This is a genomic window from Nocardia sp. NPDC004582, from assembly GCF_053602115.1.
Map to the genome: position 1 here is coordinate 160,474 of NZ_JBSGCY010000001.1, position 13,096 is coordinate 173,569.

12 protein-coding genes, 1 tRNA gene and 1 riboswitch are annotated in these 13,096 nt (G+C 68.9%); of the genes, 6 read left to right on the forward strand and 7 right to left on the reverse strand.

Going from position 1 to position 13,096, the window contains the following annotated elements; genetic code table 11:
• Positions 1-20: 20 nt before the first annotated feature.
• Positions 21-212, forward strand: a complete 192-nt coding sequence (locus ACWELJ_RS00570) for a hypothetical protein (RefSeq protein ID WP_379275014.1) — start codon at positions 21-23, stop codon at positions 210-212.
• A gap of 22 nt (positions 213-234) precedes the next feature.
• Here ACWELJ_RS00570 and ACWELJ_RS00575 read toward each other — a convergent pair whose 3' ends face one another.
• Together ACWELJ_RS00575 and ACWELJ_RS00580 are read right to left on the reverse strand one after the other, a co-directional pair.
• The gene (locus ACWELJ_RS00575) at positions 235-747 is read right to left on the reverse strand and encodes a DUF3558 family protein (protein WP_452364044.1); all 513 of its coding nucleotides are present in this window, start codon (positions 745-747) and stop codon (positions 235-237) included.
• Positions 747-1,259 (reverse strand): DUF3558 family protein, encoded by a 513-nt coding sequence (locus tag ACWELJ_RS00580; RefSeq protein ID WP_452364045.1) that lies wholly within the window; start codon positions 1,257-1,259, stop codon positions 747-749. The genes ACWELJ_RS00575 and ACWELJ_RS00580 overlap by 1 nt, the downstream gene beginning before the upstream one ends.
• 78 nt (positions 1,260-1,337) lie before the next feature.
• A riboswitch (M-box (ykoK) riboswitch) is annotated at positions 1,338-1,507 on the forward strand.
• A gap of 220 nt (positions 1,508-1,727) precedes the next feature.
• Here ACWELJ_RS00580 and ACWELJ_RS00585 point away from each other — a divergent pair.
• Positions 1,728-3,485 (forward strand): ABC transporter permease, encoded by a 1,758-nt coding sequence (locus tag ACWELJ_RS00585; protein WP_452364046.1) that lies wholly within the window; start codon positions 1,728-1,730, stop codon positions 3,483-3,485.
• Between the two features lie 25 nt (positions 3,486-3,510).
• The gene (locus ACWELJ_RS00590; RefSeq protein WP_452364047.1) at positions 3,511-4,308 is read left to right on the forward strand and encodes an ABC transporter ATP-binding protein; all 798 of its coding nucleotides are present in this window, start codon (positions 3,511-3,513) and stop codon (positions 4,306-4,308) included.
• A gap of 3 nt (positions 4,309-4,311) precedes the next feature.
• Here the strand turns inward: ACWELJ_RS00590 and ACWELJ_RS00595 are convergent, their stop codons facing one another.
• Positions 4,312-5,274, reverse strand: coding sequence for a DNA polymerase domain-containing protein (locus ACWELJ_RS00595; protein WP_452364048.1), 963 nt, complete (start codon positions 5,272-5,274; stop codon positions 4,312-4,314).
• A 66-nt stretch (positions 5,275-5,340) separates the two neighbouring features.
• On the opposite strand from ACWELJ_RS00595, the gene ACWELJ_RS00600 reads away from it, so the two are divergent.
• Together ACWELJ_RS00600 and ACWELJ_RS00605 are read left to right on the forward strand one after the other, a co-directional pair.
• Complete coding sequence (locus tag ACWELJ_RS00600; protein ID WP_452364049.1) at positions 5,341-6,657, forward strand: DUF2786 domain-containing protein; 1,317 nt, start codon at positions 5,341-5,343, stop codon at positions 6,655-6,657.
• A gap of 80 nt (positions 6,658-6,737) precedes the next feature.
• Entirely contained in the window at positions 6,738-7,370 is a 633-nt protein-coding gene (locus ACWELJ_RS00605; protein WP_452364050.1) for a hypothetical protein, read from the forward strand.
• A gap of 426 nt (positions 7,371-7,796) precedes the next feature.
• Here ACWELJ_RS00605 and ACWELJ_RS00610 read toward each other — a convergent pair whose 3' ends face one another.
• Both ACWELJ_RS00610 and ACWELJ_RS00615 read right to left on the reverse strand, forming a co-directional pair.
• Positions 7,797-8,297, reverse strand: coding sequence for a DUF4232 domain-containing protein (locus ACWELJ_RS00610; RefSeq protein WP_452364051.1), 501 nt, complete (start codon positions 8,295-8,297; stop codon positions 7,797-7,799).
• Between the two features lie 510 nt (positions 8,298-8,807).
• Positions 8,808-8,880 (reverse strand) — tRNA-Ala (locus tag ACWELJ_RS00615).
• 129 nt (positions 8,881-9,009) lie between these two features.
• On the opposite strand from ACWELJ_RS00615, the gene ACWELJ_RS00620 reads away from it, so the two are divergent.
• Positions 9,010-10,788, forward strand: a complete 1,779-nt coding sequence (locus ACWELJ_RS00620; RefSeq protein WP_452364052.1) for a DUF222 domain-containing protein — start codon at positions 9,010-9,012, stop codon at positions 10,786-10,788.
• Between the two features lie 214 nt (positions 10,789-11,002).
• Here ACWELJ_RS00620 and ACWELJ_RS00625 read toward each other — a convergent pair whose 3' ends face one another.
• Both ACWELJ_RS00625 and ACWELJ_RS00630 read right to left on the reverse strand, forming a co-directional pair.
• Positions 11,003-11,743: a DsbA family protein gene (locus ACWELJ_RS00625; protein ID WP_452364053.1), complete on the reverse strand. Its 741-nt coding sequence runs from the start codon at positions 11,741-11,743 to the stop codon at positions 11,003-11,005.
• A gap of 44 nt (positions 11,744-11,787) precedes the next feature.
• Positions 11,788-13,008, reverse strand: coding sequence for an MFS transporter (locus ACWELJ_RS00630; RefSeq protein WP_452364054.1), 1,221 nt, complete (start codon positions 13,006-13,008; stop codon positions 11,788-11,790).
• Positions 13,009-13,096: the final 88 nt, after the last annotated feature.

A 13,096-nucleotide genomic window follows, 5' to 3' on the forward strand; every position in this document is an offset into this window, starting at 1 on the left:
TACTCGATTGGAGCTTCCTCGTGCCCCACACCGCAGAAACCGCCACCGCCTACGTCGTCACCGCCGTGGAGGCCAAGGGCACCGCCACGCGGCACGACTTCGATATCAAGTCCATCGTGAGCACCACCCACAGCCTCACCGAGAGCTGGGACTTCCACACCGTGGACCCGAACATGTTCTGGAACATCGTCGCTACGTTCCTCGAGCACTGAGACCGGTTCCGCGCGGAGCGCGTCAGATGCCGTCGACCGAGAGCGTCGCGTTCATCAGACTCATGGCCGCCGCGCACGGATCGGGCCGCGCGGTGTGATCGCGGTTTCGCACCCACCAGGTGACGGTGCCGGTATCGGCCACCGTCACCGCGCAACCACCCGGATCCGCCGGATCCCGCCAGTACATGCCGCCGAAGTTCCGCACCACCAGCCGCTCGACGCGGTACCCGAACCGGTCGGCGATCCGCACCTCCCGTGCGAGCGTGTCGTCCCGCAGCCAGGCATAGGTGATATCGACCGCGCCGCCACCGGGATTGGTGGCGGTCCAGTCGCACACGGTGGGCGCGCTCTGCTGCCGCATCCCGGTGACGCCGATGGCGGCGGCCAGCTTCGAATCCTCCAGGGGGCCACAGCCCGCCAGCAGGTTCGGATCGGCCGCGGGGCGCACCTCGGCCTGCCGACCGGACTGCGAACATCCGGACAGGGCGGCGATCAACAAGGCCGCCACCGTGATTCGGATTCCCGGGCGCGCCATCAGCTCTGTCCCGCCTGCGCCAAGGTGGCCGCCGCCAGCTGTTCCACGCCCTGACAGGCGCGCGCGCTCGAGCGTTCGGTCCAGTCGATGAAGTCGGTGTCGCCGAACGCGACCGCGACCTCGCAGGATTGCGCACCGCGCCATTCGATGCCCGGCTGCCCGGCGATCCGGACGGTGGCGGGGCCGCCGGTGGTGACCTGGTCGCGGCGGGCCTGCAGCGAGCTGCCCCGGAACCAGTGGAAGATGACGGCGTAGTCCTCGCCGGCGGCGGGCTGCCAGGCGCAGCCGACCGCGTTGGCCGAAACCCGTTGCGCACCGGTCGATCCCGTGGCCTCGATCACCTGGGCGTCGGATACCCCGCCACACAAGCCGATGGTGTCCGGGGACGGCGCGGCCGCCTTGAGCGCGGCCGTCGTGGTCGCCGCGGCCCGCTGATCCGCGGAGTTCCCGCAGCCCGCGACCGCCAGCCCGATCAAGGCGATCCCCACCGCCGCGCGCATCGCTCTCGTCACGCGGACCAGACTAGGCGAATCGGGCCGACCGTGCGCGTACACACTTTGACAATTCATCGGGCCTTTACTACGTTCGATAACGCACCTCGATAGGCGAGGCTCCTGCACGAACACAGGCCACTGATCTGACGACGTCGAGAGACGCCCAAGGTTAGGACAGATTTCCCCGGATTAAGGGGTAATCCAAAGTGGCTTTCCGATTCGGAACACGTCGTGCAGTGCCGAAGCTCTGACGAGAGGGGTGTGCGTCCTTCCCCGGGTTCCCCGGGTCGACCTCCCCCGCGTGCGCTGATGAATCCGCGTATGAGCCAGGTGAGGAGGTACCGGTCGAATGACTACCGACGACGACCCCGGACCTCCCCTCGCGCACTCGTAATTTCCCGGTATTCGGCGACGCCATCCCCTTTTCGTGACTCGGCGGACGCCTATTTCCGCGTGCCCTTTTTCGATTAGATGCGGATTCATCCAATGACGCTCCAGATCACCATTCCCAACCGTCCTGAAACCCGGCAGCCGATGCCGCGTTCGCGAAAGCCGCTGCGCGCCGTCGACTTTCTCGTGCTCGGCGCGGCCGTGTTCCTGATCGCCGTGGCGCTGCGGCTGTTCCGCGATATGTCGGTGCCGTGGACGCCGGGCTCCGGGCCGGAGTCGGTGTCGACCGATCCCCGGGAACTGCCGTACTACGCGGCGCGCACCACGCTGCGAATGTTCCTCGGGCTGGCGGCCTCGATCCTGTTCACGCTGGTCGTCGGCCAGTGGGCGGCGCATTCCCGGCGGGCGGAGCAGGTGCTGGTCCCGATGGTGGACGTGCTGCAATCGGTGCCGGTGCTGGCGCTGGTCTCGATTACCGCGACCGCGTTCGTGGCGCTGTTCCGCGGCTCCTTCCTGGGCGCGGAGGCGGTATGCGTGTTCGCCATCTTCACCGCCATGGCCTGGAACCTGACCTTCGCCTACTACCAGGCCGTGCGCACCCTGCCGCGCGAACTCGACGACGCCGCCCGCATGCTGCGGCTCACCCGCTGGCAGCGGTTGTGGCAGCTGGAGGTGCCGGCCGCCATGGTGCCGCTGATCTGGAACGGGATGATGAGCTTCGGCGGCGCGTGGTTCATGCTCGCCGCGTCCGAGGTGATCACGGTGTCCGGGCGGGAGGAAGCGCTACCCGGCATGGGCAGCTTCATCGCGGCGGCGACCGCGCAGGGACAGGTCTCACGACTGCTGCTGGGGGCGTTGGTCATGGTGGCCACCATCGTCATCGTCAACGTGCTGTTCTGGCGGCCGCTCACCGCCTGGTCGGAGCGGTTCCGGGTGGAGCACACCGAAAGCGCCGAAGTCCCACGCAGTCTCGTGCTGGACCTGCTGCGCCGCAGCACGGTGCCGGGGCGGCTGGCGCGGGCGGCCCGACCGGCCGGCGCGGGGATCGATCGCGTCATGCGGGTGTTCGGGCGCAGCACCCGGTCCGCCTACGACGACCGGCCCGGCAGCCGGGCCGGGGACGTGATCTTCTTCGGACTGCTGCTGGCGGCGCTGGCCTGGGGCACCTGGACACTGGCCGCCTACTTCGAAAGGACCGTCGGGCTGGCCGAATTCGGGCCCGCCACCCTGATGGGCCTGGCCAGCCTGAGCCGGGTGATCGTGCTACTGGTGGTGTCCACCGTGGTGTGGGTGCCGGTCGGGGTGTGGATCGGGCTGAACCCGCGGGTATGCCGATTCGCGCAGCCGGTGGTGCAGGTGCTGGCCAGTTTCCCGGCGCAGTTCCTGTTCCTCTTCGTGATCGCGGCACTCACCTGGACCGGCATCTCACTGAACATCGGCGGCATCGTGCTGATGGCGTTGGGCGCGCAGTGGTACGTGCTGTTCAACGTGATCGCCGCGGCCGGGCAGATCCCGACCGACCTGCGCGAGGCCATGGACGATCTCGGCGTGCACGGGTGGCTGCGGTGGAAGTCGTTGATCCTGCCGGCGATCGCCCCCGGCTATGTGGTCGGCGCGATCACCGCGTTCGGCGGCGCCTGGAACGCCACGCTGGTCGGCGAGGTGGTCGAGGCGGGCGGCACCCACCTGCAGGCGTACGGGCTGGGCGCGTACATCACCAATGCCACCGCGGCGGACATGTTTCCGAAGGTGCTACTGGGCACCGTGGTGATGAGCGTCGTCACCGTGACCATCAACCGGCTGGTCTGGCGGCGGCTGCAGCGCCGCGCCGAACAGCGTTTCTCGTTGAGCTGAAAGAGTTTTCGAAAGGAGGACAACCATGTCCACCCCCATCCTCTCCGTCGATCGCGTCACCAAGCACTACACCGATCCCTCCGGGGCGGCGCTGCCCGTGCTCTCCGATGTCCGCCTGGAGCTGTGCGAGGGCGAGATCGTCGCGCTGCTCGGGCGGTCCGGCTCCGGCAAGTCCACGCTGCTGCGCATCATCGCGGGGCTGGTCGCGCCGTCCGCGGGCACGGCGCGGCTGCGCGGGGCCGAGATCACCGCGCCACACGCCGCCGGCGCCATGGTGTTCCAGAACTTCGCGCTGCTGCCATGGCTGACCGTGCGCCAGAACATCGAGCTCGGGCTACGCGCCCAAGGGGTTTCGGGCTGGGAACGCTGGGAGCGGGTCACCGACGCCATCGCCATGATCGGCCTCGGCGGATTCGAGGACGCCTATCCCAAGGAGCTCTCCGGCGGCATGCGCCAGCGGGTCGGATTCGCGCGGGCCCTGGTGCTGCGGCCGGAGGTGCTGCTCATGGACGAGCCGTTCTCGGCGCTGGACGTGCAGACCGCGGCGAACCTGCGCGGTGAGCTCATGCGGCTGTGGGCCGAGACCGCGTTCCCGACCAAGACCATTCTGATGGTCACCCACGACATCGAGGAGGCGGTGCAGCTGGCGGACCGAATCCTGGTGCTGGACCACAATCCCGGCCGGATCAAGGGCGAGATCCGGGTGCCGCTGGACCCGCCGCGCGATCCGCGCTCGCCCGCCTTCCAAGCCCTGGTGGATCGCGCCTACCGGCTGCTCGTCGACACCGGCTCCCCCGAGCGCGCCCGCGACTCGGCGGCCTGACCCTCAGTCCGCGCGGCGGGCGCGGGCGCGACGCTTGCCCTCGTGCATGGCCTGCACCCGCGCCACCGGGATGGTGTGGCCCTCGGCGATCAGATCCGCTGGGAGCGTTTGCGGTTCGGGCATGGACTCGGCCCAGGGATCACGGTCGCCGAGGATCGCGGCGGCGGTGCGCACGGTGAAATCGCGCGGATCGACCTCCGGCAGGTCGGCCCAGCCGACCGGGAACGACACCGTCGCGCCCGGCCGCACCCGCGGGCTGTACACCGACACCACCGTCGCCCCGCCCGCCCGGGTGGAGTCCAGGAAAACCTTGCCGCCCCGGTCTTCTCGAATGAAGGCCGTGGTGGCCAGGTCCGGGTCGAGCCGTTCGGCGCGCGCCGCGATGGCCCGGGTCGCCGCGGCCGCGTCCTCGATATCGATCCCCGCCCGCACCGGCACGAAGATGTGCACCCCCTTGGACCCGCTGGTCTTCACCGCCCCCGCCAGCCCGTCGTCGGCCAGCGCCCGCCGAATCAGCTCGGCCGCGGCCACCGCCCGCGAAAAGGGCTGCCCCGGTTCGGGATCGATATCCAGCACGAGATGCGTTGGCCCACCGGAATAGTCGACCAGATCCTCGGCCAGCAGCAGCGTCACGTGGTACTCCACCGCCCGCTGATTCCCGAACCACAGCAGCGTCCGCACGTCGTCGCACAAGGCGTACGACACTTCCCGTTTCGAGCTCCCGGCCCACAATGTCTTCCGCCGCACCCACTCCGGCGTGTACTTCGGCAGATTCTTCTGCATGAACGGTTCCTGCCCCGGCCGCACCCGCACCACCGACAACGGCCGCTCCCGCAGCGCCGGCACCATCCGCTCCCCCACCGCCTCGAGATAGTCGATCAGCTCCCCCTTGGTGGCCCCCGCCCCGTCGAACAGGGGACTGTCCAGACTGGAGAACTTCAGGCCGGCCCGCGCGTCTTCGCCCATCGGCCCACCATGCGTCAGCACCGCACGCCCGTCAACCATCCCGGCCGTGAAATAGGGTTGGTGGCCGTGGGTAAGCCGAATCGCAAGCATCGGGCCGCCAAGTTGCGCGCGCAACTGGGTGGCGTCCGCTTCCTGACCAGCGAGGGCGAGCAGGCGACCGCGCAGGAAGCCGGGAACGCGGTGCTGGCGGCCGCCATGGCCGCGGCACGGGTGGGTGCGGGGAGCAAGACGGCTCGGGGGGATGCCGGGATCGCGGGGCGGTTCGCCGACGAGGTCGCCGAGAGCGGGCTGCCGGATCACATTGTCGGATCCGGGGTGCACCTGGCCGGGCGGCATGTCATTCGACGGGTGTTCCAGCACGGGTGGCTGCCCGGGGATGTGCACGAGGCGGCGGTGCGGCGGGTGGACGAGTTCGCGGTCGGGTTCCTCGTCGATGTGATGGCCGATCAGGTGCGGCCGTTCGCGGCCGAGACCATGGATGAGACGTGGGTCGAGCAGCTCGACGCGATCGAGGCTCGGGTCTGGTGGTCGGACGCGGAGCCGTTCTTCGGGCAGTGGACGGCCAAGCACCTGCTGACCGCGCGCGAGGCGATCACGACCGTGGTCGAGGCGCTGGCATTGCTGCTTCTGCTGCCGGAATTGGAGCTCATCAGGCCGTTGCCGGGCACCGCGCGGCCGCGGGCGGGGGCGCATCACCACGTCGACGAGAAGGTGCTCGGGCGAGTGCGCGGGTTGCTCGCGAAGGCCGAATCGACCCCCTTTCCCGAAGAGGCCGAGACCTTGTCGGCCAAGGCGCAGGAGCTGATGACCAAATACGCGCTCGATCGGGTGCTGGTCGACGCCGACACCGCGGTTCCCGATCTGCCCGGGGCGCGGCGGATCTGGCTCGACACCCCTTATGTCGACGCGAAGGCGCTGCTGGTGGACGTGGTCGCCAAGGCCAATCGCAGTCGCGCCATCGTGGCCTCGGAGTGGGGGTTCGTCACCATCGTCGGGGACGACGCGGATCTGGAGGCGATCGAGCTGCTGACCACCTCGTTGCTGGTGCAGGCCACCCGGGCGATGATCGCCAGCGGGCAGGACACACCCGGCGACGGGGCGCGCAGCCGGATGTTCCGGAAATCGTTCCTGGTCGCCTACGCCACCCGCATCGGGGAGCGGCTCGCGACGGCCACCGCGGCCACCATCGCCGAATCACCCGACTCCGAACGGCTGCTGCCGGTGCTGGCCTCACATCAGATCGCGGTCGACGCGGCCTTCGAGGCGCTGTTTCCGCAGGCCCGCAATCGCGGCATCACCATCCGCAGCGCCGAGGGCTGGGATGCGGGACGGGCCGCCGCCGACCGCGCGCAGCTCGACGCGCGGCGGCCGATCGGCAGGTGATCACCCGCACGATCCAGCCGGTCGGTCTCGAGTCCATGACGGCGCGAGCAAACCCGACAAGAACACGTTACAGTCTGGCCGTGAAATATCTTGTGGGATGCGCAATGGCCCTGTCGTTCGCGGCGACGGGTTCACCGGTAGCGCAGGCGGATTCCGCACCGACCTGTACCGACACCCCGAATTCGTACACCGCCGGCTGGCAGACCGGCTGGGCGTCGTACCAAGCCGCGGAGAAGAGCGGAAACTCCGGCTCCGCTTCGCGCACGGTCGACCTGCCGATCACCATCAACGCCCCGATCGACAAGGTCTGGGCGGTCTACTCGAACCTGCGCAACGACATCGGCCGCCACCCGTTCCTCAAGGACATCATCACCCACCGCACCTGCACCGACGGCGTCAGCACGACCATCGACTTCACCGCGCTGGAGAACGTCCCGATGGGCTCGGTCGACTACCCCGCGAAAACCCAGGCCGAACAACGCCTCTTCCCGGCCGACCGGTACTACCTCACCGACAGCTATGACACCCCCGGTGTCATCACGCATCAGAAGGTGACTTTCACCGACAACGGCAACGGCACCACCTCGGTGAACGAACACATCACCTTCAGCTCCAACCCCTTGCTGCTCAACTTCACCGTCACCAACGGCGTCTCCTCACACCAGGCGTACCAGGCGGCCCTGAAGCGGGACATCGAAAACGGCACCCTCTGACCGCCCCGAGGCGCAGCCCACGAAAAGGCCCGGTCCGTACAGGACCGGGCCTTTCGCATGCGACGCCGCGGTGCGTCTTCTCACGTACCTTCCTCAGAGGCACCAAACCAAGTCTGCGGATCCCGGCAACGGGAACGTGAAACAGATGCCGACCGACCCGTCCACGGGCGTAGCCTGCGGTTCGCTGGCCGATGCCACCGACGCTCCGGCGACACCGAGCGACAGCACGACCGCGGTCGCGGCCACTGTCCCGACGATTCTTGCAATCATTTGATCAACTCCTTGCACCATTTTCCGAGGAAGTCTTTCATCTTCAACGGTAGCCAGGAGTTTCCTCAGCCGTAACCGTCGACACTGACCCTGAACAGTGGTGGACACTCTCCAGTACCTCCACTGAGGGCCCATCGCCGGCGACCCGGATCTGGTTCAGGCGTGCAGGGGACCGATGAAGGTCCCCGGATGCGTCGCGCCCTGCGGCCACACCATGATCGCACCCAGTTCCGCCGGCCACGCGGCACGCAGCTGGGTCGTGGAGTCCGGTGGAGTGAGAACCACCTCGCTGGGCGTGCTGGTGCCGGTGGCATAGGTCAGCGTACTCGCGGCCCGACCGCCGGGAGCGAGGCTCACACGCTGCGGCTGCTGGCCCGTCCGCGGCAGCGAGGCGGGACCACCCTGGTCACCCACGGCGCCCAGATCCACCCCCGGAAAGCCCTGCAGGACACAGGATTCGCCACCCGCGTTGACGAGCACGAGACTCGCGGTGCGCTGACTGGCCCCGGCCTGCGCGGGCTCGGCGCGCACCGTCAACCGCAATTGCGAAGCAGCGCACCAAGGTTCGTCCGCCTGCGCCTGCCCGGCCGCGACGAGAGGCACCACGCCGCCCACCGTCGCCGCGAAAACTACCGAAGCCACTGCCCTGGAACGCATCTACCGACCCTCCGAATCATTGTGATCGACCATCACCCTTCTGGAGGGACCTTGCGATCGGCTGAAGATCGACTGAACACGCCAACGGGTCCACAAGGCTCCGGACCCACACCGCTCGAACCCGCGTATCGCGACTACATTCGACGCGAGGTGCGAGACACCGAATAGCTACTGCGGCTCGAGTTTCGAGCCGCAGTAGGTCAGTACAGTTTCCTTTGTCACCACGACCCCTCTCAGCATCAGGATGGGATACCTGCTGGGTCTGTATTGGACGAATTGGACTGGCTTGTTGTCCCGAATGAACAAGTAGTACCCATCCGATGGGTCGTCGGACGTAGCAGATGTCGGGGGCAGACCCTTCCAGCAGTACCGGGCGTCTGGGCACGGGAATTCAGTTCGTCCTGGTTGGTGTGCTCGCCGACATCGACCATCCGATCCCAGTCGTCGGACCAACCCGCGGCCGGAAAACAAAAGAGCCACAGGTCAATGACCTGTGGCTCTGTCGTGGAGTGGAGCTAAGGGGACTCGAACCCCTGACCCCCACACTGCCAGTGTGGTGCGCTACCAGCTGCGCCATAGCCCCATGTTCACTTTTCCGCCAGCCGGGCGTTGCCCTGCTTGCTTGAACGAAGTTACACGACCGGTGGTGAACAAACCAAATCGCCTGGACAAGAGCTGGCGGCGGCGATCTTTCGGAGGTACTCTCGAACGCATGTTCGATAGCCGAGAGGTGGAGGCGATGGGCGAGGACGAGCTGGTCGACGCGCTGCGGCGGGCACATGGGGCGGCGGCGTTCGCCCAGGCGGCGGAAATCACAGCGGTTCGCGAGATGTATCGACGGCATCGGGCCGCGAACGCCGCGCCGGGCGCCGGCGGGGTGCGGGCCGGGGAGTTCGCGGCCGCGGAGATCGCGGTAGCGGTGCAGGTGCCCGAGGGGGTGGCGGCGGCGCTCATCGATATCGGGCTCGCACTGGACTCACTACCCCAGACCAAGCTGGCGTTCGCGGCGGGGCGGATCGACCTGTCGCGGGTCCAGGTGATCGCGGACTGCCTGCGCGGGATGGCGCGGGACATACGAGAAGTGCTGGAGCCCAAGCTGATCGACGCGGCGCTACGGTCGGACCCGGTGCGGTTGCGGCAAACGGCGCAGCGCTGGGTGACGCGGCTGGATCCCGACGGTGAGACGCGCCGGCGCGAGGCCAGGGAACAGGATCGGGATGTTCGGATTCGCGCGGTGCAGGACGGGATGGCCGTGTTCGACGGGCTGCTGCCCGCCGCGGGGGCGCAGGCGCTGGCCATGCGACTGCGGGAGATGAGCCTGCAGGTGTGCGAGGACGATCCGCGCACCATGTCCCAGCGCCGGGCCGACGCGCTCATCGCGCTCGCCGACGGTTCGGGCCGCCTGCACTGCGAGTGCGGCAAGGAACTCGACTGCCCCAAGGCCGCCACCCCCGCCACGCCCCGCCGTCCACTGATCCAGGTCGGGGTCTCCGCCGAAACCCTCCTCGGCCTGCGCGACGACCCGGCCTTCCTCTCCGGCTACGGCCCCATCGACGCCGCCCTGGCCCGCTCGCTCGCCGAGCACGCCCGCTTCCAGGTCATCCCCGAGTATTTCCCGGACGACGCCGAAGGCCCCAGCGCAGACGACACTCCCGCGCCGCCCTCGGCAACAGTGGAATCGAGTCCGGGAGAAAGCATCGCGGAGACAAAGGTATCGGTCGCAGCGGGCGGTGTTCCGAGCCCGCGCCGGACACGACGGACTCGAATCGCCGCCGAAGCCCCGTGGGAGCGAGCCGCGGCCGCCCACCTGCGTGAGCGTCGTGCGCAAGACGATGCCCCGACGACGCCGCGCGTGGATCGCGGCCGCCTCACCACCGAAACCCCCGCGGCCCCCGACAGCCCTGCCGCGCAGGAACGTCCCACCACGCCCGTCGAGCCGGCTCCCCCATCCGCGCCACTGCGCAAACACACCAAAACAGCCGCGGTGCGCCCCTTCTCGAACGCTCCCGCCCGCGAGGTGCGGGCCCTCGACGGATTCTGCCGCTTCCCCGGCTGCACCATGCCCGCCGCGGAGACCTCACTCATCCAGTTCGGCCCGCTCCCCCACCTGCCCGCGCACCCGAACTCCGCCTTCCGCGCCGTCCTGTGCACCCACCACAACCGCCTGAAATCACTGGCGGACAAGGGAAAACACCCGTGGCGGGTCTACCTCGCCGACTCCGACCGCATGCGCTGGATCGATCCGAGCGGTGAAACCCACGAAACCATCCGCGAAGGCGCCCGCTATCTCTTCCCCCACACCGACATAGACGCCCCCGCCAAACCACCGCGTCTCCGCCCGGTCCCCACCGAACCCGCCACGGCCGGAAGCCATTTCACCACCGACCTGGCCTACCCCCTCGAATCCCACGTCCTCATCCACCCCCAGTTGTCCCGCACCACGGCCGACAACGACATCCCCGAATCCCCCACCCACCCGGTCCCCCACTGACCGCGCACCACCCCGAACCACGGGGCCGAGCCGCCAGCTCGGCCCCCTGCCCGGGGTGCGGCTCACATGCTCCGTTCCCCTGCTGGGCCGCACCCCACCCAATCCGTAGCACGGCATCCGTGAATGCCGCCGAATGCGAGAGGCCGGGCGGTCAACTCTGTCGGAGTCGACCGCCCGGCCCGCGTCGAATGCTCGAAGACCGCTGTTCCGCAGCCTACTTCGCGGCGTCGAGGACCCAGTCCGCGTTGCCGCGGTCGACCTTCTTGCCGTCGAGGAAGACCGACGGGGTGGCGGCCGGACCGTTCAGGGCGTCACCGAGAGCCTTGAGGGCGGCGGTGGCGTGGGCCCGGGCGGTGTCGGCGCGATCGCCGGAGGTGATGCACTTGGCGACGGAGTCGCTCGCGCCCGCTTCCTTGGCGATGGCGGCGAGTTCCTTGTTGTCGTGGTCGGAGCCGCCCTCGGCGGGCTGCTTCGTGGTGAAGAGCAGCTCGTGGAACTTGGCGTACACCGGGCCGTTCCCGTCCTGCGCCACGCATTCGTTGGCGGCGACGGCGCGGGTGGAGTAGTCCTTGCTGCCCGAGCGGGAGTCGAGGAAGTTCACCAGCCGGTACCGCACCGCGATCTTGCCCTGGTCCACCTGCTGGGCGATCTCCTGGCCGTTGACCTTCTCCATCTGGCCGCACGCCGGGCACAGCGGATCCTCGTAGATGTCAAGGGTTTTCGCCACCTTGGGCTTGCCCAGCACGATGGCCCCGTCGGAGTCCAGCGCCACTTCCACGGCCGGATCGTGCGCCGACCCGTACCCGTCGTTGCGCACCGCGTCACCGCCACCGCGATTCCACTGGAACACCGCGAACACGATCAACGCGATCACCACCACCGCCACCCCGGCCAGTGCGTAGGTGGTCTTGCTCGAGACCGGCTGCGGCGTGTGCTTCGAAGTCGGATTGCTCACCCGCACCACTCTGCCCGACACCCCCGTCCCGCCGATACCCACCCCTAGCGGTCGACGGCGATGGCGGCTTCCTTGCGGCGCAAGGTCTCGGGCACGATCAGCCAGACCGCGGAAGCGGAGGCGAGGAGGATGCCGGTGACGCCGAGAGCGACGCCGTAGGAGACGCGGTCGGCGAGCAGGCCGATGGCGTAGGGGCCGAGGAAGGTACCCAGGTCGGCGGACATCTGGTAGCCGGCGAGGACCGGACCGCCGCGGCGGCCGGGGCCGATGATGTCGGCTACGGCAGCCTGCAGGGCGGGGGTGAACATGCCGGATCCGACGCCCGCGAGGGCGGAGGCGGCCAGGAGCCAGGGCAGGGTGGCGGCGAGGCCGATGCCCGCGGTGCCGACGGCGCACACCAGGGTGCCGGCGATGAGGAAAGGTTTGCGGCCCAGGGTGTCCGACCAGCGGCCGGAGAGGAACAGGACCGAGGCGTTGCCGAGCGCGAACGCGGTGAGGGCCACGCCCGCCAGGGCGGCGTCCTGTTTCAGGACCTCGACGACGATCAGGGGGACCAAAGCCATGCGGACGCCGAAGACGGCCGCGCCATTGCCGAAGTTGGCCCAGAGCGCGGCCCGGTAGGCGGGGCGGGCGGCGGCTTCGCGGAAGGACATGCTGGGGGCGCCGTCGGATTTCTCCGGGAGCGCCAAAGGGGAATCGCGCAGGGCCACATAGACGATGAGGCTGGCGATGAGCAGCGCTACGCAGTAGATCAGGAAGGGCGCGCGCAGGCCCAGGAAGGACAGGGCGCCGCCGACCAGCGGCCCGCTGATGGAGCCGATCAGGAAGCTGGTGGAGTAGACGCCGGAGACCCGGCCGCGTTCGGCGGGCGGGGACATGCGGATCACCAGACCCAGGGAGGACACCGTGAACATGGTGGATCCGATGCCGCCCAGCGACCGCAGCACCAGCAGCTGCCAATAGCTTTGCGCCAGCGCGCACGCGCCGGTGGACACCGCGACGATCAGCAGGCCGGTCAGGTAGACCGGGCGCTCACCCAGTTTCTGCAACAGCCGCCCGGCCATCGGGGCGAAGAGCAAACGCATCAGCGCGAACGCGCTCACGATGAACGAGGCCGCCGCCACCCCGACATCGAAGCTGCGGGCGAACTGCGGCAACGCCGGTGCGACCAAACCGAACCCGATGGCGATGGTGAAGGCCGAGCCCACCAGCACCCAGATCTCCACCGGCAGCCGCCGCCGCGTCTCCAGCACCGCTTCACTCACCGGCCCGCACCTCGCGCTCACCTGGTCGCGCGATCGCCCCGGTACACCGCGACAACTCCACCGCACACACCGATCCACTCATCCGAAA

What these genes read in the sequence shown, in the direction of transcription:
- ACWELJ_RS00575 (WP_452364044.1), bottom strand. Translation starts at nt 747, where the DNA reads ATGGCGCGCCCGGGAATCCGAATCACGGTGGCGGCCTTGTTGATCGCC.
- ACWELJ_RS00590 (WP_452364047.1), top strand. Translation starts at nt 3,511, where the DNA reads ATGTCCACCCCCATCCTCTCCGTCGATCGCGTCACCAAGCACTACACC.
- ACWELJ_RS00610 (WP_452364051.1), bottom strand. Translation starts at nt 8,297, where the DNA reads ATGCGTTCCAGGGCAGTGGCTTCGGTAGTTTTCGCGGCGACGGTGGGC.
- ACWELJ_RS00585 (WP_452364046.1), top strand. Translation starts at nt 1,728, where the DNA reads ATGACGCTCCAGATCACCATTCCCAACCGTCCTGAAACCCGGCAGCCG.
- ACWELJ_RS00620 (WP_452364052.1), top strand. Translation starts at nt 9,010, where the DNA reads ATGTTCGATAGCCGAGAGGTGGAGGCGATGGGCGAGGACGAGCTGGTC.
- ACWELJ_RS00595 (WP_452364048.1), bottom strand. Translation starts at nt 5,274, where the DNA reads ATGGGCGAAGACGCGCGGGCCGGCCTGAAGTTCTCCAGTCTGGACAGT.